The sequence below is a fragment of the Thermosynechococcus sp. QKsg1 genome (genome assembly GCF_031586415.1).
In the GTDB taxonomy this organism is placed as follows: domain Bacteria; phylum Cyanobacteriota; class Cyanobacteriia; order Thermosynechococcales; family Thermosynechococcaceae; genus Thermosynechococcus.
In genome coordinates this window covers 1,845,405-1,865,090 of sequence record NZ_CP134200.1, presented here as the reverse complement: position 1 = coordinate 1,865,090, position 19,686 = coordinate 1,845,405, and the positions used below count along the sequence as shown (strand labels likewise).

Below are 19,686 nucleotides of genomic sequence, written 5' to 3'. Positions count from 1 at the left end.
CATGCGACGGTTACCTGCGACCCCTGCCCTCAACCGTTTTATTATTGGCATCACCCTCTTTGTTCTGATCATGTTGGTGGCGGTGGTGGGCTACACCCGCTTTGGCTGGAACTGGCTCGATGCCCTCTACATGTACGTGATCACCGTCTTTGGCATTGGCTACAGTGAAGTGCGACCCCTGATTACGCCGGCGCAACGCTTCTTTAACATGCTGATCATTGTGGCCGGCAGTGCAGCAACGGTTTATACCATCGGTGCGGTGGTGCAACTGTTTACCGAAGGGGAGATCAAACGCCTACTGGATCTTCAGCGGGCGAGCCGCGACATCAACAAACTCAACCGCCATGTCATTGTCTGTGGCTTTGGCCGCATTGGTCAGGTGATGGCTCAGGAATTATCGGCATTAAAAACCCCCTTTGTGATTTTGGATGTCAATGAACAGCGCATTGATCTAGCGATACAGTTGGGCTATTTGGCCTATTTGGGGAGTGCGGCAGAGGAAGAAACGCTGCGCGTGGTGGGGATCGAGCGGGCGATCGCCCTAGCGACAGTGCTGCCCAATGACACGATCAATGTCTTTATTACCCTGACAGCGCGCTCCCTAAATCCGAGCCTGCTGATTGTGGCGCGGGCGAATTTGGCAAGCACAGAAGCAAAGCTACGTATGGCAGGAGCGGATCACATCGTCTTGCCGACAAAAATTGGTGCCAGTCAAATGACTAACCTGATTCGGCGGCCACGCATTGACTTTCTTGAGCAAACGGGCGATCGCGAGACCCTGAATGAACTGTTGAGCCACATTGACGCTTGCCTAGAGGAACTGGAGATTACTGCCGATTACCCTTACGTTGGCACGCGCTTGAGTGGCCTAGAGGTGCGCGGTCAGGGGGCGTTTATTATTGTTGGCTTGCGCAAAAGTGATGGCCAGTTGTTTTCCATCCGTGCCAATCCCCTTGTGGAAGTGGGCGATACATTGATTCTATTGGGGCATGCTCAAGATACCCCCAAGCTCATTCGCAAATATACTGCCCGCCCTCGCCACTCCCAATGACAACCCCCTCACATCTCGCTGGCCTTAAGGATCATGTCATCATCTGCGGCTATGGCTCTTTGGGTCGCAGTTTAGCCATGAACTTGGCCGCCGCTGCAATCCCTTTTGTGGTGATTGACAATCAGCGGCAGCGATTACGGCTTGCCCAGCAGTCCGGCCATCTGTTTTATCGCGGCGATGATCTCATGGATGAAAATGAGCTGTTGGCGGTGGGGGTAGATCGCGCTCGCACCTTGGTGGCTGTTTTGCCCGATGATGCCAGCAATGTCTTTATCACTCTGATTGCCCGTCGTCTGAATCCCAACCTCCAGATCTTGGCCTATGGTGAGTTGCCAGCCACGGAGTCAAAATTGCGCTTTGCCGGTGCCGATCATGTGGTCTTGCCCTCGAGTATCAGTGCCCAACGCATGGTGCAGCTCATTACTCGCCCGACAGTCTTGGATTTTCTTGAGGAAAAGGATGAGCGCAGTCACTTGATTGAGCTACTCAGCCAGCTCGATCTTCAGATTGAGGAGTTTACGCTGCCCTTGGAGTCCTCGCTGGTGGGGCTAGCGATCGCCGATGTGGAAGCGAAAGGCCGAGGCCGCTTTATTATTGTTGCTGTCCGCCATCAGAACGGTGCCTTGGTGACCCACCCCCCCTTAACCTTGCCCCTAGGGCCGGGGGATACCCTGATTGCCCTTGGCCGAGCAGCGGAAATTAAAACCTTCTTTCGCCAATATGCCCACCGCCAGCCAATTCGCTATCGCGGCCTAGGAAGCTAGCCCTTCAGGCCGGCAGTGGTTTGGGAGGGAATAATATATCGTTGCAAGAAAATAAACACAATGAACACGGGCACAATTGAAATCACCGAGCCAGCGGCAATGAGTCGCCAATCCAAGGAAAACGTCCCCGCTAGGGTGACCAGGCCAATGGGCAGGGTATAAAGTTCTGGCTGATCCAAGACCAACAGGGGCCAGAGAAAATCACTCCAAGCACCAATAAACACAAAAATGCCAAGGGTAACAAGGGCAGGGCGAATGGCCGGCAGCATCACAAACCACCACAGCCCCAATTCTGAGCAGCCATCGAGGCGAGCTGCTTCCTCTAGTTCCTTGGGCACCGCCATAAAGGCCTGTCGCAACAGAAAAATACCAAAGGCAGAGGCCAAACTCGGCAGAACCATTCCCAGATAGGTATTCCGCAGCCCCAACTGCACCGCCAAAATAAACAGGGGAATCATGGTGATTTGAAAGGGAATCATGATCGTGGCCAAAATGGCCGTAAAGATCACCTCACGTCCGCGAAAGGACAGCCGTGCCAAGGGATAGGCAGCCAAAGCAGAGGTCAGGAGATTGCAGGCCACCGTTAAGACTGCTACTAGGGTACTGTTGAACAGGTACTGGCCAAAGGGAGTCGTTTGCCAAACCGTGACAAAATTCGCCCAGGTTGGTTCGGCGGGCAGCCAGCGGGGCGGAAAGGCAAAAATATCTTCATTGGCAGACTTGAAGGCGGTACTGGTGAGCCACACCAAAGGGAGCAGCATGACGATCGCGATCGCCACCAACAGCAGGTAGGTCAAGCCTCGCCGCAGGGTCATCGCCGTGTCCAAAGATTGGTAAACATCATCAACAGGCCACCAATGACAATGGCGATCGCAAGGCCGCCAGCCATCCAGTCTAGGGTTGTCGTTTCCATCGGTAATTTCCCAAGGGTACTTTTAGACACTGCGCAAGGCAACAATCGGATCCAGCCGCGCCGCCCGTTGAGCGGGAACCACCCCAAAGAAGAGGCCAATACTGCCCGAAACGCCCACAGCAAGAGCCACAGCAACGGGAGCAACCCCAGCCTCCAAGGGGGTCAGCATCGCCACTAGCATCACACCACCTACGCCCACTCCCGTGCCAATGAGGCCACCGAGAGCCGAGAGGATCATCGCCTCAATCATAAACTGTGCCAGTATATCCCGCTGTGTGGCACCAATGGCCTTGCGCAGGCCAATTTCTTGGGTGCGTTCGGTTACCGAGACCAGCATAATGTTCATAATGCCAATCCCCCCCACCAGCAGGGAAATGCCGGCGATCGCCGCCAACATCAAGGTCAAGGCATTGCTGATATTGCCAATGATTTGCAGAGCTTCCTTTTGGGTTTGAATTGTAAAATCGTCCTCATCAACAATTTGATGGCGCAGCCGCAGGAGGTTGGTAATCTGAAACTTGGCCGCATCAATGCTTTGCTCATCACGGGCAGATACCGAGATAAAGGTTAGGGAAATCCCATAGGGGGAGCGCTGCCCCACAATCCGGGAAGACATCGTCGTAATGGGAATATAGGCGGCCTCATCTTGATTGTTGCCAAGGAAAGCACCCTTTTCGGCCATGACGCCAATCACTTCAAAGGAAAGATTCTTGATCCGCACCTGCTGGCCCACAGGATTTTCATTGATGAAGAGCTTCCTCGCCAAATCCGAGCCTAAAATGACGACGCGGCGATGCCGTTCCACATCCTCATCAGAGATAAAGCGCCCCTGCGCCACTGTAAAACTGCGCACTGAGGGAAAGGTGGGGGTGGTCCCCACAATCAGGACATTGGTATTGCGCCCTCGATAGGTGACCCGTTGTTGCACTTGGATTTGCGGTGCCACTTCCTTAACGGTGGGCACTTGGGTGGCGATCGCCTTGGCATCCTCAAGGACAAGGGTTTGCGGCACATTAAACGTGCGGTTGCGGGCTTGGGGCGTCCCCGGCACAATAAAAAGCGTATTCGGACCAAGGGATTCAAACTGACTGGCGGCATAGCGCTGTGCCCCCTGACCCACGCCGACCATGGCAATCACCGCTGCGTTGCCAATAATAATCCCCAGCATCGTCAGGCCACTGCGGAGCCGATTGGCCTTGAGGGTAGCGATCGCCATGCGTACACTTTCAGCAATGTCCATGATTCAGTGCCGAAAACACCTAATTTTTAATCTAACTTGGGATCTTCTTTCCCCTCAGGTTCACAATTGCGGCAGGGGAATACTTTTGCCATTGTAGAGATTCATGGCCGCCTCAACCCCAGACTGAATACTTAACTCAATGGCCTCCACGGCAAGGTCGAGCACGGCGGGTAAAATCGCTAGTTCGGCGGCTGAAAAATGTCCCAACACAAAGGGCACGGCATTGCGCGGTCCCGTTTGTTGCTGCAGGCGATCGCCAAAGGCAATGCCCACCTTGAGGCGGGGAAACTGTTGCGAATGACAGTGTTGAATAATTGACTTAATGCCGTTGTGTCCCCCCGTTGAGCCACTCAGGCGCAAGCGCACCCGCCCTAGGGGCAAATCGGCATCATCATAGACGACAAGGGTTCGCTCAAGGGGCAGCTTATAAAAATTCAGCAGGGCATGGAGAGACTGCCCCGAACTATTCATATAGGTAGTGGGTTTGAGGAGGCGTACCTTTTGACCATGAATCAGAACCTCTCCTACCTCTCCCAAGAAGCGCCGCTGCGGGGTCAATTGCACCCTATACCGCTCGGCAAGGGCGTCAAGGACACGAAAGCCAATATTGTGGCGCGTTGTAGCATACTCTATCCCCGGATTCCCAAGGCCGACAATCACACAGGGCTGGAGTGCCATGCCACCTAAGCGGAGGGTTCCCGAGGCGATTCAGATTCTGCCTTGGCCTGCTGTTCCTGCTCGAGGGCAGCGGTCTGCCGCTTCATTTCATCTTGGAATTCGCGGGAGGCTTCCTCAAAAGCACGCTTTGTTTTGCCAAGGCTGCGGCCAATTTCCGGCAGCTTTTTCGGCCCAAAGATGAGCAGCGCCACCACCAAAATGACGATGAGTTCCGGCAGACCGATCCCAAAAACGTTCATGGATTATCCCAGTGCTTTCCAACTCACGTTAACACCATCGAGGATCAGTGTCGAGTTGTAGATTTGCAGAATGATCAGCAAAAAGACCAAAAATAGCCCCATAAAGACCGCCATCAAGGGAGTGGTACCCCAGCCGGGGGCGACTTTACCGTATTCAGAGTTCAAGGGGCGCAGAAGATCCCCGAGCCAAGTCCGTCGTGCCATAAATCCCTTTTTTGAACGAAATGAACAGCGTTTTAATGTTTCGTAATATTATAGAAGCACATCTTGCTCCCATTTAGTACGCTTCTATGGAACCTGCAACAGTTCTTAGCATTGCTCTCGCTGCCGTCTGCATTGGTGTCACTGGCTACTCCATCTATCTTTCCTTTGGCCCTCCCTCGAAGGAGCTAGCGGATCCTTTCGACGATCACGAGGACTAAAATCACAATCCCTCGACGGGAACTCCCAAAAAGCTGGCGATTGTCGCTCCCTGCGTCTCCAATTCCGCCAAGGGCAAGGGCGCACCTACGCGCGTTAGGGGAACTTCACCCCGGCCTTTAATCTTGAGGTAGAGGGCACGCTTGGGGTTGAGTCCCTCTTTAATGACAATTTTCACAGCTTGAACATCGCTGATCGGGCAGCTGACCTCAATGCGGCGGTTCTTACCGGGGAAGCCCCAACGGAAAATGCGCACAAAGCCCGTTTCTTTGTTGAACTCGTTAAAGCCACCGCCAATATCCCAAGCGATCGCCAGCCACAGATACGTTGCCAACAGCAGCGCCGCCACCCCATAAAAGCCAATGGCAATGCCTTGGGGAATAAAGACCAAATCAATTGGTTTCCCAATCGGCAGTAGGTTGCGGTGCAAATAGCTAGAAAGACCAGCCAAAAAGAAGCCCAAGCCACCAATGGAGACCGCTGTTGCCCAAAAGTAGTTACTAGGGCGACGGGAACCCAGCACCCTATAGCGTAGAATCGACTCTTGACGCGGGGATGGCTCAGTTACAGGGGAGTTCGTCATAGCTTGCGTTGCCAAAGTTAAAGCACTTTACATATTAAGAGAAATTGGGGGTATTCCTAAGGGAAGAATTTCTCTGCCCCACAATCCTCTGCATAAAAGCTAGGCTAGAACTACTCTTGGGTGGCTAATTCTACCTGTAGAGTAGGGAAGTCCGAAACAGCGTTTTTCTTGCAATCCATACAATATAAATAGTTAAAAAATGTAAAAAGGGGTCAAAGGGTTAGCTATGCAACCATCCAATCCAAATCAATTTACCGAAAAAGCATGGGCCGCGATCGCCCGCACACCAGATCTAGCCAAGCAGGCACAGCACCAGAATCTCGAAAGTGAACACCTGATGAAATCGCTGCTCGAGCAAGAGGGTCTAGCGACACAAATTTTCCAAAAAGCTGGCTGTTCGGTGCAGCGCATTCGCGATCTCACCGATGAATTCATTAACCGTCAGCCGAAAATCAGTAATCCCAGTGGCGTCTATCTAGGACAGAGCCTTGACAAGCTCCTCGATCGCGCCGAAGAGGCACGCAAACAGTTTGGGGATGAGTTTATCTCGATTGAGCACTTGGTATTGGCCTTTGCCCAAGACGATCGCTTTGGCAAAAAACTCCTTCAGGAGGTCGGCCTGAGCGAAAAAGCCCTACGGGAAGCGATTCAGCAAATTCGCGGCTCCCAAAGAGTGACGGATCAAAATCCAGAGGGCAAATATGCGGCGCTGGAAAAATATGGCCGTGATCTGACGCTCTTGGCTCGTCAAGGGAAACTGGATCCCGTCATTGGCCGTGATGATGAAATTCGCCGTGTGATTCAGATTCTTTCCCGCCGTACCAAAAATAACCCAGTGCTCATTGGTGAACCCGGCGTTGGTAAAACCGCCATTGCCGAAGGCTTGGCACAGCGGATTGTGGCCGGGGATGTGCCGGATTCCCTGCGCGATCGCCAGTTGATTGCTCTCGACATGGGTGCCTTGATTGCCGGTGCCAAGTATCGCGGTGAATTTGAAGAGCGCCTCAAAGCAGTTCTCAAGGAGGTCACCGACTCCAACGGCCAAATCATCCTCTTTATTGATGAAATCCACACTGTCGTTGGTGCCGGGGCAACCCAAGGGGCGATGGATGCCGGCAACCTGCTCAAACCGATGCTGGCACGGGGGGAACTGCGCTGTATTGGTGCCACCACCCTTGATGAGTACCGCAAGTACATTGAAAAGGATGCAGCCTTAGAGCGGCGCTTCCAGCAGGTCTATGTGGATCAGCCCAGCGTTGAGGACACGATCTCCATCTTGCGGGGTCTCAAGGAACGCTATGAGATCCACCATGGCGTGAAAATTTCCGATACTGCCTTGGTGGCAGCAGCTACGCTCTCAACCCGCTACATTAGCGATCGCTTCTTGCCCGACAAAGCGATTGACCTCGTGGACGAAGCGGCAGCCAAATTAAAAATGGAGATTACCTCGAAACCTGAGGAACTGGATGAGATTGACCGCAAAATCCTGCAGCTGGAAATGGAGCGGCTCTCCTTGCAAAAAGAAACCTCCGCTGCTTCGCGCGATCGCCTTGAGAAACTGGAAAAAGAGCTAGCGGATCTCAAGGAGGAGCAAAGCCGCCTCAATGCCCAGTGGCAAGCAGAAAAAGAGGTCATTGACCGTCTCCAAGCCATCAAAGAGGACATCGAAAAAGTCAATATCGAGATCCAGCAAGCGGAGCGCAACTACGACCTCAACCGTGCTGCCGAACTGAAGTACGGCAAGCTCACAGAACTGCACAAACAACTGGCGGCAGCCGAAGCCAAACTGCGGGAGATTCAAGTGGGCGGGCGATCGCTCCTGCGGGATGAAGTGACCGAGGCCGACATTGCCGAAATCATCTCCAAGTGGACAGGCATCCCCGTGAGCAAACTGGTGGAGTCGGAAGCCCAAAAACTGCTCCACCTTGAAGAAGAGTTGCACAAACGGGTTGTGGGTCAAGATGAGGCGGTCACCGCAGTGGCGGAAGCCATTCAGCGCTCCCGTGCCGGGCTAGCGGATCCCAACCGTCCCATTGCCAGCTTCATCTTCCTTGGGCCAACGGGTGTCGGTAAAACGGAATTGGCCAAAGCCTTGGCGGCCTTCATGTTCGACACCGAAGAGGCGATGGTGCGGATTGATATGTCCGAGTACATGGAGAAACACGCCGTATCGCGGTTGATTGGGGCGCCCCCCGGTTATGTGGGCTATGACGAAGGCGGTCAACTCACGGAAGCCATTCGCCGCCGTCCCTATGCCGTGGTTCTCTTCGATGAGATCGAGAAAGCCCATCCTGATGTCTTCAACGTGTTCCTGCAAATTCTTGATGATGGCCGTGTCACCGACTCCCAAGGGCGGACGGTGGACTTCAAGAACACCATCATCATTATGACCAGCAACATTGGTTCCCAGTACATTCTCGATGTTGCCGGCGATGACAGCCGCTACACGGAAATGTACAACCGCGTCATGGAAGCGATGCGTGCCCACTTCCGCCCCGAGTTCCTCAACCGTGTGGATGAATTTATCATCTTCCACAGCCTGCGTAAGGATCAATTGCGGCAAATTGTTCAATTGCAGGTGCAGCGGTTGCAGCAACGCTTGAGCGATCGCCACATTAACTTGTCCCTCACAGAGAAGGCGATCGACTTCTTGGCCGAAGTGGGTTATGACCCTGTCTATGGTGCCCGCCCGCTGAAACGCGCCATCCAGAAACAACTGGAAACCCCCATTGCCAAAGCTATCCTACGGGGCGACTTCTTCGATGGCGATACGATTCTGGTGGATGTGGGCGAGAACGAACGCCTCAGCTTCCAGCGTCAAGCGGAACTGGTAACCGTTTAGGTGCAACTGAAACTGATTCAAGAGGGTTGGGTTGGGGCTTTCCCCTCAGCCCTCTTTTTTTGACCAAGCGTTTTAGTAGCCTCGGTCAAACAGGGTAATCTTGGCCAACAGTCCTGCCACCATCAAAAAGAGTGCCACTAGCAGTGCCCAAAGGCGATTTTCCGTTGAACCTTGACGCTTCCCTAAGTCCACTAACTGCTCGCGATTGGTTTGCACTTCCAAGCGAACCGCCTCGATTTTGGCTTCTATGGTGTTGAATTTCTCGTCAATCGTGTTAAACTTCTCGTCAAATTTTGCTTCTAGCGTGTTCAGCTTCTCTTCAAACTTGGCTTCTAGTGTGTTCAGTTTCTCTTCAAACTTGGCTTCTAGTGTGTTGAACTTTTCTTCAAATCTGACTTCTATAGCATTCAATTTCTCATCTACTATCTGGAACTTTTGATCAATCGTATTGAATTTCTCACGGATTTCCGCGTGACCGACTTTCACCTCAAGGGTAAGTTCCGCCAGTTGGGACTGCATGGCCTTCATGGTCTCGAGGACTTCTGCGAATTGAGACTGGGTGACGGGTTCACTCATGCTGCTCATCCTTAGACTTGGTCAAACAGGGTAATCTTGGCCAATAGTCCCGCCACCATCAAAAAGAGTGCCACTAGCAGTGCCCAAAGGCGATTTTCCGTTGAACCTTGACGCTTCCCTAAGTCCACTAACTGCTCGCGATTGGTTTGCACTTCCAAGCGAACCGCCTCGATTTTGGCTTCTATGGTGTTGAATTTCTCGTCAATCGTGTTAAACTTCTCGTCAAATTTTGCTTCTAGCGTGTTCAGCTTCTCTTCAAACTTGGCTTCCAGCGTGTTCAGTTTCTCTTCAAACTTGGCCTCCAGAGTCTGGAATTTTTGATCAATCGTATTGAATTTCTCACGGATTTCCGCGTGACCGACTTTCACCTCAAGGGTAAGTTCCGCCAGTTGCGACTGCATGGCTTTCATGGTCTCGAGGACTTCTGTCAGTTGCGATTGGGTGACGGGTTCACTCATGCTGCTCATCCTTAGACTTGGTCAAACAGGGTAATCTTGGCCAATAGTCCCGCCACCATCAAAAAGAGCGCCACTAATAGTGCCCAAAGGCGGTTTTCCGTTGAACCTTGACGCTTCCCTAAGTCCACTAACTGCTCACGATTGGTTTGCACTTCCAAGCGAACCGCCTCGATTTTGGCTTCTATGGTGTTGAATTTCTCATCAAATTTTGCTTCCAGCGTGTTCAGTTTCTCTTCAAACTTGGCCTCCAGAGTCTGGAATTTTTGATCAATCGTGTTAAATTTCTCACGGATTTCCGCGTGACCGACTTTCACCTCAAGGGTAAGTTCCGCCAGTTGCGACTGCATGGCTTTCATGGTCTCGAGGACTTCTGTCAGTTGCGATTGGGTGACGGGTTCACTCATGGGTGGAGTTCAAGGGGACTTAAGTTTATTCTAGAGTGACCCAGCAATTTCCGTTTTTAACGTCTCCATAAATGCCGAATAATTTTGGTGGTTGGCTGGGAAGCCGAGTTATAGCCAAGTCTGGGGTAATGTGTCTGCAATAAACTGACGTGCTTCAGTACCATCGTCAGGCTGGCGATCGCCCCCTTGGTATTTCCCAATTGCTCCTCCAGCCAAGCCAGATTGCGACGATGATTTAGTTCTGCTTCTAAAACGATAATTTCTTATTGGCAGAAAATTAAATGGTTATTAACTCTCAGATGGTAGGGTGTTATATGCTACACAGGCAAGGGTGATTTTTCGTATTTTTACTTCCTCCTATCTGGTGATTTTTGCGACCTGTACTCCTCAGAATGCCCAAAACGAACCTCAAAGGATACAGAGACAGGGCAAACGCCGGCAAGGGTCTGACGGTATATTGGATTCAGACTGCCAGCCCCAATCTTTGGTAACGGTGAGGAAACTTGTGTTCATGGTCAGTGAGCAACAGCAATGGTAAGTTCTGGTCCCAAGCCCCGTCCAGAAGGGTTTGCTGCTCTGATGCGGAACAAGAATTTCCTCAAGTTATGGGGCGGTCAAATCATCTCCCAACTGGCGGACAAAATTTTTCTCGTCCTCCTAATTACACTGGCGGTTTCCTATGACGCCAGCTATGAACTGCCCGGCTCTAAGGCCTCAGCCGTAATGATTGCCAATACGCTACCAGCGGTCTTCTTTGGTTCAACGGCGGGCACCTTTGTGGATCGCTACCCGAAGCGGGAGCTAATGAGCATTACCAATATTCTGCGCGGGCTACTGGTTTTTGCTCTGATCTTTATTCCGAAGCGGTTTACGCTGCTGCTCCTGATTGCCTTTTCTGAGTCCATTCTTACGCAATTCTTTGCCCCGGCAGAACAGGCGGCGATTCCCCTGCTAGTGAAGGAGGAAAATCTGCTCTCGGCGAATGCCCTCTTTATCACAACAATGATGGGGTCACTTGTAGTGGGGTTTGCCATCGGTGAGCCATTGCTGAGTGGTGCTGTGGCCATAGGGGGTGTCTATGCCCGTGAAGTCGTTGTCGGTGCGCTGTACGTTATGGCGGGATTGGTTTTAGCCTCGATTCGCTACCGAGAAGCAGTTCATGAGCGCGATCGCCACCTCAATGTATGGCAGGACTTGCAGGAGGGGTTTCACTACGTGCGCAAAAATCGCCTCTTGGGGAATGCCATGCTCCAGTTAACGATCCTCTATTGTGTCTTTGCCGCCTTGACGGTGTTGGCCGTCAGTTTAGCCCAAGAAATTGGCCTGCGTCCTAATCAGTTTGGCTTTCTCTTGGCCGCCGCAGGGCTGGGGTTAATTTTAGGGGCGGGGGTTTTGGGCCAATGGGGGGAAAAATTGCATCACCGACCGCTGCCTTTGATTGGCTTTTTGGTGATGGCAGCCGTCCTGCTGGTCTTTGCCTTTGTGCATCATCTGTGGGTGGGTCTGGGCTTAAGTATTTTGCTGGGAATGGGGGCATCTTTAATTGGTATTCCCATGCAGACCCTCATTCAAGTTCGGACGCCGGCGACGATGCGGGGTAAGGTCTTTGGCTTCCAAAATAACATTGTCAATATTGCCCTCAGTGTGCCCTTGGCGATCGCCGGGATTCTTTCGGACTTCCTTGGCCTCACAGTGGTCATGGTGGGGATGGGGGGCGTGGTGGCGATCGCGGGCATTTGGGCATGGCGGAATACACGAGCCGTTCTTGAGGATGCGATTTAGGAGACAGGAATGCCCCTACTACACTTGAGTACTTGGCCAGAGGTCGAAGCCTATCTCAACACTTCCAAGGGGATGATTATTCCCATTGGCTCCACGGAGCAGCATGGCCCTATGGGTCTCATTGGCACCGATGCCCTCTGTGCCGAGGCGATCGCCAAAGGGGTAGGGGAAGCAACTCATGCCCTTGTTGCCCCGACAGTTTCCGTGGGCATGGCCTTACACCATACGGCTTTCCCCGGCACCATTAGTTTGCGCCCTAGCACGTTGATTCTTGTCATTCGCGACTATTTAGTGAGCTTGGTACGGGCAGGCTTTCAACGCTTCTTTTTCATTAATGGTCATGGCGGCAATATCGCGACAGTGAAGGCGGCCTTTGCGGAAACCTATGCAGTCTTAGCCGATCTGCACATTCCAGAGGCGGATCAGGTGCGCTGTGAGTTGGCCAACTGGTTTATGTGTAGTTCAGTGATGCAACTAGCACGGGAATTGTATGGCGATCGCGAGGGTTCCCATGCCACCCCTAGTGAAGTGGCGGTGACCCAATTTCTCTATCCAGAGGTCATTAAGCGCGTTCCCCTCAATCCCGAAGTCAACACCAGTCATGCCATCTACGGTGCCGCAGATTTTCGCCGCCGCTATCCCGATGGTCGTATGGGGGCAGATTCCAGTTTGGCCACCCCTGAGCATGGACAGCAATTCTATGAGCGGGCTGTTCAGGAGTTGAGCGATCGCTACCGTCAATTTCTGCAAGCCGACTAAATGACTTTCTCTCTCCCAGCTCAAACGTGGCATTGGCACGGTTACCCGATTCTCTATCGGCATCAAGGGACTCAGGGCATCCCCCTACTCCTGATTCACGGCTTTGGTGCCTCTAGCTTGCATTGGCGCAAAAACATCCCTGCCCTTGCGGCTCACCATCAAGTCTATGCCATTGATTTACTGGGCTTTGGTGGCTCCGCCAAACCCGCTCCCTCGGTCATCCCCTATACATTTGAGACGTGGGCAACCTTGGTTCTAGACTTTTGCCGCGAGGTCATTGGTCAGCCCACGGTTTTAATCGGCAACTCCATTGGCTGCGTCGTTGCTTTACAGGCCGCTGTTTTCCAGCCTGCATGGGTCAGTCAACTGATCCTGCTGAACTGCTCTTTGCGTCAGCTCCACGATCGCAAGCGATCGCAACTCCCTTGGTACCGCCGTTGGGGAACCATACTTCTCCAGAAACTTTTAGGCAATCGCACCCTTGGCACCTACTTTTTCCGCCAAATTGCCCAACGCCGTACTGTGCGCCGTATTCTCCACCAAGCCTATGCCAACACTGCCGCCGTCACCGATGAACTAGTAGAGATATTACTCACCCCTGCCCAAGACGTGGGGGCTGCCGAGGTCTTCTTAGCCTTTGTCCGCTATTCCCAAGGTTCCTTACCCGAAGACCTACTACCGCAGATTACCTGCCCCACCTATTTTCTGTGGGGTGCCGCCGACCCTTGGGAACCCATTGATGAAGGGCAGAAGCTAGCTCAATTTCCCTGTGTGCAGGAGTTTGTCGCCTTACCAGAGGTGGGCCATTGCCCTCAAGATGAAGCACCTGAGCAGGTGAATGCCCACATTCTGAAATGGTTGCGCAAAATTTCCATCACTGACTAGGATGTTCTCTGAACTCGTGTTATACTGGTAAAGCTTAACGGGGCGTAGCGCAGCTTGGTAGCGCACCACTTTGGGGTAGTGGGGGTCGTGGGTTCAAATCCCGCCGCTCCGATTATTCAGGAAATTTACCTTTCAGTGAGTAAGCAAAGATTGTAATCTCTGGTAGTAACAACTGTGAAATTTTCTGATGACTCAACAATTGTTCCCGGCTTCATAGTGGAACGTTCTAGTTGAATATGCCAGCCAAGTATATCTCTGCCCTTGTATTTCGGTAGCTGATATTCAGGGAATGATAAAGCTCGCAGTTTTCTGACTATTTGGTCAGCGGTTCCATTGAACGTAATTTCTAAATCTGAAAAGTCTATAGATTCTCTAGAGTAAAAACTAGCACCCTCCATTGGTTGCGGCGCACTTTCTGGGTTTGGGTCTTTGATCAGTATGTCAAGGTAGTCTTGAAAGATTTCAAATCCTACCGACATATATGTAAAGTAAAGATCTCTTGAAGTCATATATGGCTTAATTTCAATTTTTCTCTGTGAAATTATTTCTCCCGTATCAATTCCATCATCAATTTTATGTAGAGTTACGCCAGTAAATTTTTCACCATTTAATATTGGCCATATACTAGTATAAGCACCTCGGTAAGCTGGTAATAGAGAAAAGTGAATATTAAATAATCGACGAGATAGAAAGTTTTTAACTTTAACAAGCCGAGAATATCCTAATGATACAAATACTAGGTTTGATATTCCTTCTATGTCTTTAATTTCTACAATTGGAATTCCTAACTTAGAGGCAAGTCTTCTAAATGAAGGCTGCCAACTGTCCTGACCGTTATCCTCTGGATTGGGACAGGCTAATACAGTAACTTTATGATAAGCTGCTAGTGCAAGTTTAAGTGCACGTACTGCAATATCGTTCTTTCCTGCAATACACAAAATAACATTGTGATTTAACAATGCTATACCCTCCTTTTCTTTATGGGTTAGGCATTATACCAGAATATAAGTTAAAAATAATATAACCTCTATAGGAAAAATTATGCTTGATCAGTGTAGAATTATTCAACTCCCCAAAATTACGGATCCAAGGGGTAATCTGACGTTTATTGAGGGAGAGCGTCATATTCCCTTCAAAATCGAGCGGGTGTGCTACCTCTATGATGTTCCCGGCGGTGCCGATCGCGGTGCCCATGCCCACAAGGCGCTGCATCAATTTGTGGTGGCCATGTCTGGTAGTTTTGATGTTGTCCTCGATGATGGCGATCGCAAGCAGCGTTATCACCTGAACCGCTCCTACTTTGGCCTGTATATTTGCCCAATGATGTGGCGATACCTCGATAACTTCTCCTCGGGTGCCGTGTGTATGGTTTTAGCCTCTGCCCCCTATGATGAAAGCGATTACATCCGCAACTACGACGAATTCCTAGCCCTTGCTCAGAAGCGCTCAATGCCATGACAACGATTCCCTTTCTTGACTTGGGGGCGGCCTACCGCGAACTCAAAGCGGAAATTGATGCTGCCGTTGCCCGTGTGCTTGACTCCGGCTGGTACATCCTTGGTGCAGAGGTAGAAGCCTTTGAAGCTGAATGGGCTGCTTACTGCGGTGCCAATTATGCCATTGGTGTTGGTAATGGTTTAGATGCTCTTGTGCTTGCTTTGCGGGCAATGGGGGTGACCCATGGAGACGAAGTCATTGTTCCCAGCAACACCTATATCGCCACTTGGCTAGCCGTCAGTCAGTGCGGAGCTATTCCTGTGCCAGTGGAGCCTGATCCCCATACCTACAATATTGATCCCCTCAAGATTGAAGCGGCGATCACTGCCAACACCAAAGTGATTCTACCCGTCCATCTCTATGGTCAACCGGCTGATCTTGACCCAATCCTAGAGATTGCTCGCCATTATCAGCTCTGGGTACTCGAAGACGCTGCTCAGGCTCATGGTGCACGCTACAAAGGGAAGCGAATTGGTGCCCACGGGGATGCTGTCGCATGGAGCTTTTACCCCGGCAAGAACTTGGGTGCCCTTGGGGATGCGGGGGCTATAACGACCAATAACCCCGAGTTGAGCGATCGCATTCGTATGTTGCGGAACTATGGCTCACGGGTTAAGTATGTAAATGAAGTGCAAGGGGTCAACAGTCGCCTCGATCCTCTACAGGCCGCGATCCTACGGGTGAAATTGCAGCACCTCGATGAATGGAACCAGCGCCGCCAAAAACTAGCCCAACTCTACCTCACAGAACTGCAAGGGACTTCCGTAATACTCCCCTTTGTTCCCCCTTGGGCAGAGCCAGTGTGGCATCTCTTTGTGATTCGCACTCCCCAGCGCCAGACTCTTCAGGAAAACCTGCACGCCGCAGGCATTGGTACCCTAATTCACTACCCCATTCCCCCTCACCGTCAGGCCGCCTATGCCAATCTCGATGTCAGCTAAAAATCCTTCGCGATCGCGGAACGATTTGCCCAAGAAGTGCTAAGCTTACCGATAAGTCCTCACCACTCGATTGAGCAACTCCAAACTATTAGCCAGTTCATAGCTAGCCTTGAGTCCCCCCTATGAGTAGCCAAGATAAGCCACTGGTTACTTTCGCCGTATTTGCTTATAACCAAGAGCAATTTATTCGCGAAGCGATTGAAGGCGCCTTTAGTCAGACCTATGAGCCATTAGAAACTATTCTTTCCGATGACTGCTCTAGCGATCGCACCTTTGAAATTATGCAGGAAATGGCAGCCAACTACCGTGGCAAACATCAAGTTAGAGCGCGGCGAAACCCCCATAGCACTGGCACATTAGATCACTTATTGATAGTAGCAAAAGAAGCCAAAGGTCAACTATTAGTTGCTGCTGCTGGCGATGATGTTTCTTTACCTCACCGCACAGAAACTTTAGTTAATCACTGGATTAAAAACCCATGCCATGCCTTATGCTCTGGCTACAATGAAATTGACTATGAAGGGAATTTAATTTCTCAAAATAATCAAATTAAATATTTAGATAGATTAGAAATATACTATAGAAAATGCATAAGGCCTAGAAGATTTGAATTTAATAAAATAAGACATGTTGCTGGATTTTCAGCAGCCTATGATTTGAAAGTATTTCAAAATGTTCCATTGAGTAATCAATATATCTTAAATGAAGATGCATTTGCTTCCCACATCATAAATCTCAAAGGAGAGAGAATTGAATGGATACAAGCCCCACTAGTTAATTATCGAATTAACTGCTTATCTGTTTCAAATTTCGCGAGAATAGCACGCAATAGAAAATATATTAGTTATAGAGAAATTGAAATTGCAGAAAAAAAAAGCCATGATTTTTAATCAGTCAACAGTAAATTTTTATAATTACTTTTTTGCCCTGATTAAAGAGCATAATTATCCAGATACTGAACAATTTATTGAAAATATGAAGCCTATTATTTATTCTGCCGAATTACATTCAAAATACCTAAATCTCAGCTTATTTCAAAAAATCCAGCAAATTTTTAAAACTTCATCAACTAATGATATTAAATTTTGTGTATCCAGATTATTTGGTAATTACTCCTTATACTTACTTAGAAACCTCTTCTGTCTAGTTTCAGGAGTATCTATTCAAAGGTAGCGATTATGATATCAGATACAAAAAAGATTTTACCCAATAATCTAAGAGAAAGTTTAAGAAAGATAAAAAATTATACACAACGCTTGGCTCGGTGGTTAGTAGTAATATGGCAAGTCAGAGGAAAATATACAGAGGACGAAAAAATTCTTTGGAAATCATTTTATTTATCTCCGATTACTAGCCTTGAAAATTTGATTCAGTGGCAAGACCCTCAGCTTATCAAAGATGCTAATGTTACCGTCAGAAATATTGGTGAATTTCATATTCGAGCTTACTCAGATGATTTGTGGCATGTCCTACCCTTCCGTGAGCAAGCAGTTCTCCAGACAATTAGAAACAAACTTCAAATGGGTGACTTTTTTATTGATTGTGGAGCAAACATTGGTTTTTACTCCGTTCTTGCCTCGAAACTGGTTGGGGATACGGGCAAAGTTCTTAGTATTGAAATGATGCCAGACACAGCAGCAATCCTTAACCATCATTTGCAGCTCAATCAATGTACTAATGTTGAAGTTATTGAGTTTGCTCTCAGCGATCAAGATAATCAAGAGGTCATAGCTACTGTTCAGGAAGGAAAATTTGGTCAGGCAACTATTTCTAAAGTAGATTCACAAAAGAAAACGGACAAAGAGATAGCAGTCAAAACTATAACCTTAGACACACTTACCAAAGATATCTCTCACATCCGATTGATCAAGATGGATTTAGAAGGGGCTGAACTTCAAGCACTACAAGGAGCAGTTTTAACACTTCAGAAAACTGATTATCTAATTTTTGAAGAAAGAACTAGGGAAAAAGAGCACAATCCTGTATTTCAATTTCTCAAGAAATCTGGATTTGAGCTGCATCAAATTGATGGCAATAACTGGCTGGCGTACAGGAAAGGTCTATGACCAAGATTGCTTTGCTGTTACCAGATCTACGTTGTGGCGGTGCTGAGCAAGTCTGTATTCAGCTAGCGAAAGAGTTTGTTAACAAAGGATACTCAGTTGAATTTTTGCTACTCTCATCAAGTGGGGAGCTGCTTGAAACAGCTTCTAGTATCACCTCAGTCCACTCTCTAGAAGTTTCACGCTTTCGCGAAGTTTTGCTGCCTCTTTCCAGATATATCAGCTTGCATCAACCAGACGTTTTGTTAGCAAGTATGTGGCCGCTAACCTGTCTTGCTCCCCTTAGCAAAGGAATTTCACGCTCTCGCACCAAGGTTATTATTTCCGAACAATGTACCTTAGAGAATCAATATAAAGACTGGGGGGCATTGACCTACGCGGGACTCTGTCTTTCAACTACCATTGGTTATCGCCTTGCCGATCAGTGCATTGCAGCATCCCAAGGAGTGGCTCAAAGTATGAGTCAGCTTGCTCATTTCCCTGTAGATCGGATTACCGTCATTTCAGAAGTGTTGAATCCTGCAACAAAACTTAACATTTTAAGTGACCAGTAGCTCTGGCTGCCAATCAAAGCTCCAATGCACTATCGAGCAGCGACGACTGAGTTCCAGTTGCAAATATCGCAATTTGTCTAATAGCTTCTTCCCAAAGTATTCAGGTATCTCCACCAGCTCTAAAATTAAATAGGCAATTAAAACCATATAAATCTGATTTATCACCCCGTTCAAACTCTTCGTAATCAACTTGTCTAATGATAAATGCATCTTCAGAAATTTCCATAGGTTCTCAATCGCCCACCGCTGCCGATATAACTCACTCACTTCCTCATCACTCAGCTCCTTTAGATTTGTCGCTATACGAAACTCCGTTTGATTCTCGTCAAAAAATTGAACCACGCGATATCTCTCATGATTGAGCTTCATTCTCATGTTATTCTTGATACGTACAACAAATGAGCACTTCCTCTCACTCAGTCGCTCTAAAAATTGCCAGCTCGCAAACCCTCTATCCATGATTACAACAGCATTCTCAGGGATCATTTCTAGAATCTCCTCTTGAAAGCTCAGGTCATGTCTCTCCCCAAAAGAAATCACCGCTTTACCCATGATGTTCTCTATTAAATCAAATCCCGTAAGTAACTTCACTTGATGATATTTATAGAACCAAAAGAGTTTACTGGTCAGGGTAATGATGGTTGAATCGATAGGAAACAGCGTCATGCTTGAAGTACGATGTCTCTTTTGAGCTTGAGACATCAGTTGAGTGTAAATCCCCTCAAATAAGCTGGTTGTCCGAGTTTTGTTGGCTTTGGAAAACGTGGACATATCCACTGTAATCCCTGCATGATTCAAGCGATAAAATAAGGCTCTCATACTGGTTAACCCTTGGTCGAGAACATAGGTCAACCAGATTTTGAAGAACAATTGAGAGTTCAGCACGGGGTAGTCACAGGGGCTGAGCCGATTGAGAATGGACTTGACAAGAGTTGCAAAAGATGCCATAGTAAGGCCAATTGATTGTTTTTTTCTTCTTTTAAGGGAAGAATATGACATTTCTTCCCTTTTTTCTAGCCTCTCAAACTATCTTTCAA

General features: G+C 49.2%; 22 protein-coding genes, 1 tRNA gene and 1 pseudogene. 13 read left to right on the top strand and 11 right to left on the bottom strand.

Features of this window, described 5'->3' with window-relative positions:
- Position 1 precedes the first annotated feature (1 nt).
- Together RHP47_RS09220 and RHP47_RS09215 are read left to right on the top strand one after the other, a co-directional pair.
- On the top strand, positions 2-1,051 hold the full coding sequence (locus tag RHP47_RS09220; RefSeq protein WP_149820205.1) for a TrkA family potassium uptake protein: 1,050 nt from the start codon (positions 2-4) through the stop codon (positions 1,049-1,051).
- Entirely contained in the window at positions 1,048-1,815 is a 768-nt protein-coding gene (locus tag RHP47_RS09215) for a TrkA family potassium uptake protein (protein WP_149820203.1), read from the top strand. Before RHP47_RS09220 ends, RHP47_RS09215 begins: the two co-directional genes overlap by 4 nt.
- On the opposite strand, the gene RHP47_RS09210 is transcribed toward RHP47_RS09215, so the two are convergent.
- The 5 genes from RHP47_RS09210 to psbH form a co-directional block, all read right to left on the bottom strand.
- Positions 1,812-2,630 (bottom strand): carbohydrate ABC transporter permease, encoded by an 819-nt coding sequence (locus RHP47_RS09210; RefSeq protein ID WP_149820201.1) that lies wholly within the window; start codon positions 2,628-2,630, stop codon positions 1,812-1,814. The two genes, RHP47_RS09215 and RHP47_RS09210, sit on opposite strands and share 4 nt — an antisense overlap.
- 120 nt (positions 2,631-2,750) lie before the next feature.
- Positions 2,751-3,968, bottom strand: a complete 1,218-nt coding sequence (locus RHP47_RS09205; protein ID WP_149820199.1) for an ABC transporter permease — start codon at positions 3,966-3,968, stop codon at positions 2,751-2,753.
- Between the two features lie 60 nt (positions 3,969-4,028).
- Positions 4,029-4,646: an aminoacyl-tRNA hydrolase gene (pth, locus tag RHP47_RS09200; RefSeq protein WP_149820197.1), complete on the bottom strand. Its 618-nt coding sequence runs from the start codon at positions 4,644-4,646 to the stop codon at positions 4,029-4,031.
- Positions 4,647-4,651: 5 nt separating this feature from the next.
- Positions 4,652-4,885 carry a TatA/E family twin arginine-targeting protein translocase gene (locus tag RHP47_RS09195; protein ID WP_149820194.1) on the bottom strand — a complete coding sequence of 78 codons (234 nt, stop codon included), beginning with the start codon at positions 4,883-4,885 and terminating at the stop codon, positions 4,652-4,654.
- Between the two features lie 3 nt (positions 4,886-4,888).
- Positions 4,889-5,089 carry a photosystem II reaction center phosphoprotein PsbH gene (gene psbH, locus RHP47_RS09190; protein WP_149820192.1) on the bottom strand — a complete coding sequence of 67 codons (201 nt, stop codon included), beginning with the start codon at positions 5,087-5,089 and terminating at the stop codon, positions 4,889-4,891.
- 86 nt (positions 5,090-5,175) lie between these two features.
- Between psbH and psbN the strand changes: the two genes are divergently transcribed.
- Positions 5,176-5,307, top strand: coding sequence for a photosystem II reaction center protein PsbN (gene psbN / locus RHP47_RS09185; RefSeq protein WP_011057227.1), 132 nt, complete (start codon positions 5,176-5,178; stop codon positions 5,305-5,307).
- Between the two features lie 2 nt (positions 5,308-5,309).
- On the opposite strand, the gene RHP47_RS09180 is transcribed toward psbN, so the two are convergent.
- Complete coding sequence (locus tag RHP47_RS09180; protein WP_149820191.1) at positions 5,310-5,888, bottom strand: photosystem I assembly protein Ycf4; 579 nt, start codon at positions 5,886-5,888, stop codon at positions 5,310-5,312.
- A 226-nt stretch (positions 5,889-6,114) separates the two neighbouring features.
- Between RHP47_RS09180 and clpB the strand changes: the two genes are divergently transcribed.
- Positions 6,115-8,730 (top strand): ATP-dependent chaperone ClpB, encoded by a 2,616-nt coding sequence (gene clpB, locus RHP47_RS09175; RefSeq protein WP_149820189.1) that lies wholly within the window; start codon positions 6,115-6,117, stop codon positions 8,728-8,730.
- A 72-nt stretch (positions 8,731-8,802) separates the two neighbouring features.
- On the opposite strand, the gene RHP47_RS09170 is transcribed toward clpB, so the two are convergent.
- Genes RHP47_RS09170 through RHP47_RS09160 form a run of 3 tightly spaced genes read right to left on the bottom strand, consistent with a single transcriptional unit; the run spans position 8,803 to position 10,168 of the window.
- Complete coding sequence (locus RHP47_RS09170; protein WP_149820187.1) at positions 8,803-9,306, bottom strand: hypothetical protein; 504 nt, start codon at positions 9,304-9,306, stop codon at positions 8,803-8,805.
- An 11-nt stretch (positions 9,307-9,317) separates the two neighbouring features.
- Positions 9,318-9,764 (bottom strand): hypothetical protein, encoded by a 447-nt coding sequence (locus RHP47_RS09165; RefSeq protein ID WP_149820185.1) that lies wholly within the window; start codon positions 9,762-9,764, stop codon positions 9,318-9,320.
- 11 nt (positions 9,765-9,775) lie between these two features.
- The gene (locus RHP47_RS09160) at positions 9,776-10,168 is read right to left on the bottom strand and encodes a hypothetical protein (protein WP_149820183.1); all 393 of its coding nucleotides are present in this window, start codon (positions 10,166-10,168) and stop codon (positions 9,776-9,778) included.
- 531 nt (positions 10,169-10,699) lie between these two features.
- Between RHP47_RS09160 and RHP47_RS09155 the strand changes: the two genes are divergently transcribed.
- The 4 genes from RHP47_RS09155 (at position 10,700) to RHP47_RS09140 (ending at position 13,706) form a co-directional block, all read left to right on the top strand.
- The gene (locus RHP47_RS09155; protein ID WP_149820181.1) at positions 10,700-11,950 is read left to right on the top strand and encodes an MFS transporter; all 1,251 of its coding nucleotides are present in this window, start codon (positions 10,700-10,702) and stop codon (positions 11,948-11,950) included.
- A 9-nt stretch (positions 11,951-11,959) separates the two neighbouring features.
- A complete protein-coding gene (locus RHP47_RS09150; protein ID WP_149820179.1) occupies positions 11,960-12,709 on the top strand; it encodes a creatininase family protein in 750 nt (249 codons plus the stop codon).
- Positions 12,710-13,594 carry an alpha/beta fold hydrolase gene (locus tag RHP47_RS09145; protein WP_310840315.1) on the top strand — a complete coding sequence of 295 codons (885 nt, stop codon included), beginning with the start codon at positions 12,710-12,712 and terminating at the stop codon, positions 13,592-13,594.
- Positions 13,595-13,632: 38 nt separating this feature from the next.
- A tRNA-Pro gene (locus tag RHP47_RS09140) sits at positions 13,633-13,706 on the top strand.
- Positions 13,707-13,719: 13 nt separating this feature from the next.
- On the opposite strand, the gene RHP47_RS09135 is transcribed toward RHP47_RS09140, so the two are convergent.
- Entirely contained in the window at positions 13,720-14,553 is an 834-nt protein-coding gene (locus tag RHP47_RS09135) for a methionyl-tRNA formyltransferase (RefSeq protein ID WP_302676753.1), read from the bottom strand.
- Between the two features lie 82 nt (positions 14,554-14,635).
- Between RHP47_RS09135 and RHP47_RS09130 the strand changes: the two genes are divergently transcribed.
- The 5 genes and pseudogenes from RHP47_RS09130 to RHP47_RS09110 all read left to right on the top strand — a co-directional run bounded on the left by RHP47_RS09130 (position 14,636) and on the right by RHP47_RS09110 (position 18,649).
- Complete coding sequence (locus tag RHP47_RS09130; protein WP_310840313.1) at positions 14,636-15,052, top strand: FdtA/QdtA family cupin domain-containing protein; 417 nt, start codon at positions 14,636-14,638, stop codon at positions 15,050-15,052.
- Positions 15,049-16,158: pseudogene (locus tag RHP47_RS09125) on the top strand (DegT/DnrJ/EryC1/StrS family aminotransferase). The gene RHP47_RS09130 and the pseudogene RHP47_RS09125 overlap by 4 nt, the downstream one beginning before the upstream one ends.
- On the top strand, positions 16,155-16,922 hold the full coding sequence (locus RHP47_RS09120) for a glycosyltransferase family 2 protein (protein ID WP_310840309.1): 768 nt from the start codon (positions 16,155-16,157) through the stop codon (positions 16,920-16,922). The pseudogene RHP47_RS09125 and the gene RHP47_RS09120 overlap by 4 nt, the downstream one beginning before the upstream one ends.
- A 288-nt stretch (positions 16,923-17,210) precedes the next feature.
- Positions 17,211-18,098, top strand: coding sequence for an FkbM family methyltransferase (locus RHP47_RS09115; RefSeq protein WP_302676749.1), 888 nt, complete (start codon positions 17,211-17,213; stop codon positions 18,096-18,098).
- On the top strand, positions 18,095-18,649 hold the full coding sequence (locus tag RHP47_RS09110) for a glycosyltransferase (RefSeq protein WP_310840307.1): 555 nt from the start codon (positions 18,095-18,097) through the stop codon (positions 18,647-18,649). Before RHP47_RS09115 ends, RHP47_RS09110 begins: the two co-directional genes overlap by 4 nt.
- Here the strand turns inward: RHP47_RS09110 and RHP47_RS09105 are convergent.
- Complete coding sequence (locus RHP47_RS09105) at positions 18,635-19,648, bottom strand: IS4 family transposase (RefSeq protein ID WP_310840305.1); 1,014 nt, start codon at positions 19,646-19,648, stop codon at positions 18,635-18,637. The genes RHP47_RS09110 and RHP47_RS09105 overlap by 15 nt on opposite strands.
- Between the last annotated feature and the right edge of the window lie 38 nt (positions 19,649-19,686).

Excerpts from the sequence above, each read along its gene's own strand:
- RHP47_RS09165 (WP_149820185.1), bottom strand. The coding sequence starts at position 9,764 with ATGAGTGAACCCGTCACCCAATCGCAACTGACAGAAGTCCTCGAGACC.
- RHP47_RS09115 (WP_302676749.1), top strand. The coding sequence starts at position 17,211 with ATGATATCAGATACAAAAAAGATTTTACCCAATAATCTAAGAGAAAGT.
- RHP47_RS09145 (WP_310840315.1), top strand. The coding sequence starts at position 12,710 with ATGACTTTCTCTCTCCCAGCTCAAACGTGGCATTGGCACGGTTACCCG.
- RHP47_RS09160 (WP_149820183.1), bottom strand. The coding sequence starts at position 10,168 with ATGAGTGAACCCGTCACCCAATCGCAACTGACAGAAGTCCTCGAGACC.
- psbN (WP_011057227.1), top strand. The coding sequence starts at position 5,176 with ATGGAACCTGCAACAGTTCTTAGCATTGCTCTCGCTGCCGTCTGCATT.
- RHP47_RS09170 (WP_149820187.1), bottom strand. The coding sequence starts at position 9,306 with ATGAGTGAACCCGTCACCCAGTCTCAATTCGCAGAAGTCCTCGAGACC.
- RHP47_RS09205 (WP_149820199.1), bottom strand. The coding sequence starts at position 3,968 with ATGGACATTGCTGAAAGTGTACGCATGGCGATCGCTACCCTCAAGGCC.
- RHP47_RS09110 (WP_310840307.1), top strand. The coding sequence starts at position 18,095 with ATGACCAAGATTGCTTTGCTGTTACCAGATCTACGTTGTGGCGGTGCT.
- RHP47_RS09155 (WP_149820181.1), top strand. The coding sequence starts at position 10,700 with ATGGTAAGTTCTGGTCCCAAGCCCCGTCCAGAAGGGTTTGCTGCTCTG.
- RHP47_RS09215 (WP_149820203.1), top strand. The coding sequence starts at position 1,048 with ATGACAACCCCCTCACATCTCGCTGGCCTTAAGGATCATGTCATCATC.
- RHP47_RS09180 (WP_149820191.1), bottom strand. The coding sequence starts at position 5,888 with ATGACGAACTCCCCTGTAACTGAGCCATCCCCGCGTCAAGAGTCGATT.
- RHP47_RS09220 (WP_149820205.1), top strand. The coding sequence starts at position 2 with ATGCGACGGTTACCTGCGACCCCTGCCCTCAACCGTTTTATTATTGGC.
- RHP47_RS09105 (WP_310840305.1), bottom strand. The coding sequence starts at position 19,648 with ATGTCATATTCTTCCCTTAAAAGAAGAAAAAAACAATCAATTGGCCTT.
- RHP47_RS09210 (WP_149820201.1), bottom strand. The coding sequence starts at position 2,630 with ATGACCCTGCGGCGAGGCTTGACCTACCTGCTGTTGGTGGCGATCGCG.
- RHP47_RS09150 (WP_149820179.1), top strand. The coding sequence starts at position 11,960 with ATGCCCCTACTACACTTGAGTACTTGGCCAGAGGTCGAAGCCTATCTC.
- RHP47_RS09130 (WP_310840313.1), top strand. The coding sequence starts at position 14,636 with ATGCTTGATCAGTGTAGAATTATTCAACTCCCCAAAATTACGGATCCA.
- RHP47_RS09120 (WP_310840309.1), top strand. The coding sequence starts at position 16,155 with ATGAGTAGCCAAGATAAGCCACTGGTTACTTTCGCCGTATTTGCTTAT.
- psbH (WP_149820192.1), bottom strand. The coding sequence starts at position 5,089 with ATGGCACGACGGACTTGGCTCGGGGATCTTCTGCGCCCCTTGAACTCT.
- clpB (WP_149820189.1), top strand. The coding sequence starts at position 6,115 with ATGCAACCATCCAATCCAAATCAATTTACCGAAAAAGCATGGGCCGCG.
- pth (WP_149820197.1), bottom strand. The coding sequence starts at position 4,646 with ATGGCACTCCAGCCCTGTGTGATTGTCGGCCTTGGGAATCCGGGGATA.
- RHP47_RS09195 (WP_149820194.1), bottom strand. The coding sequence starts at position 4,885 with ATGAACGTTTTTGGGATCGGTCTGCCGGAACTCATCGTCATTTTGGTG.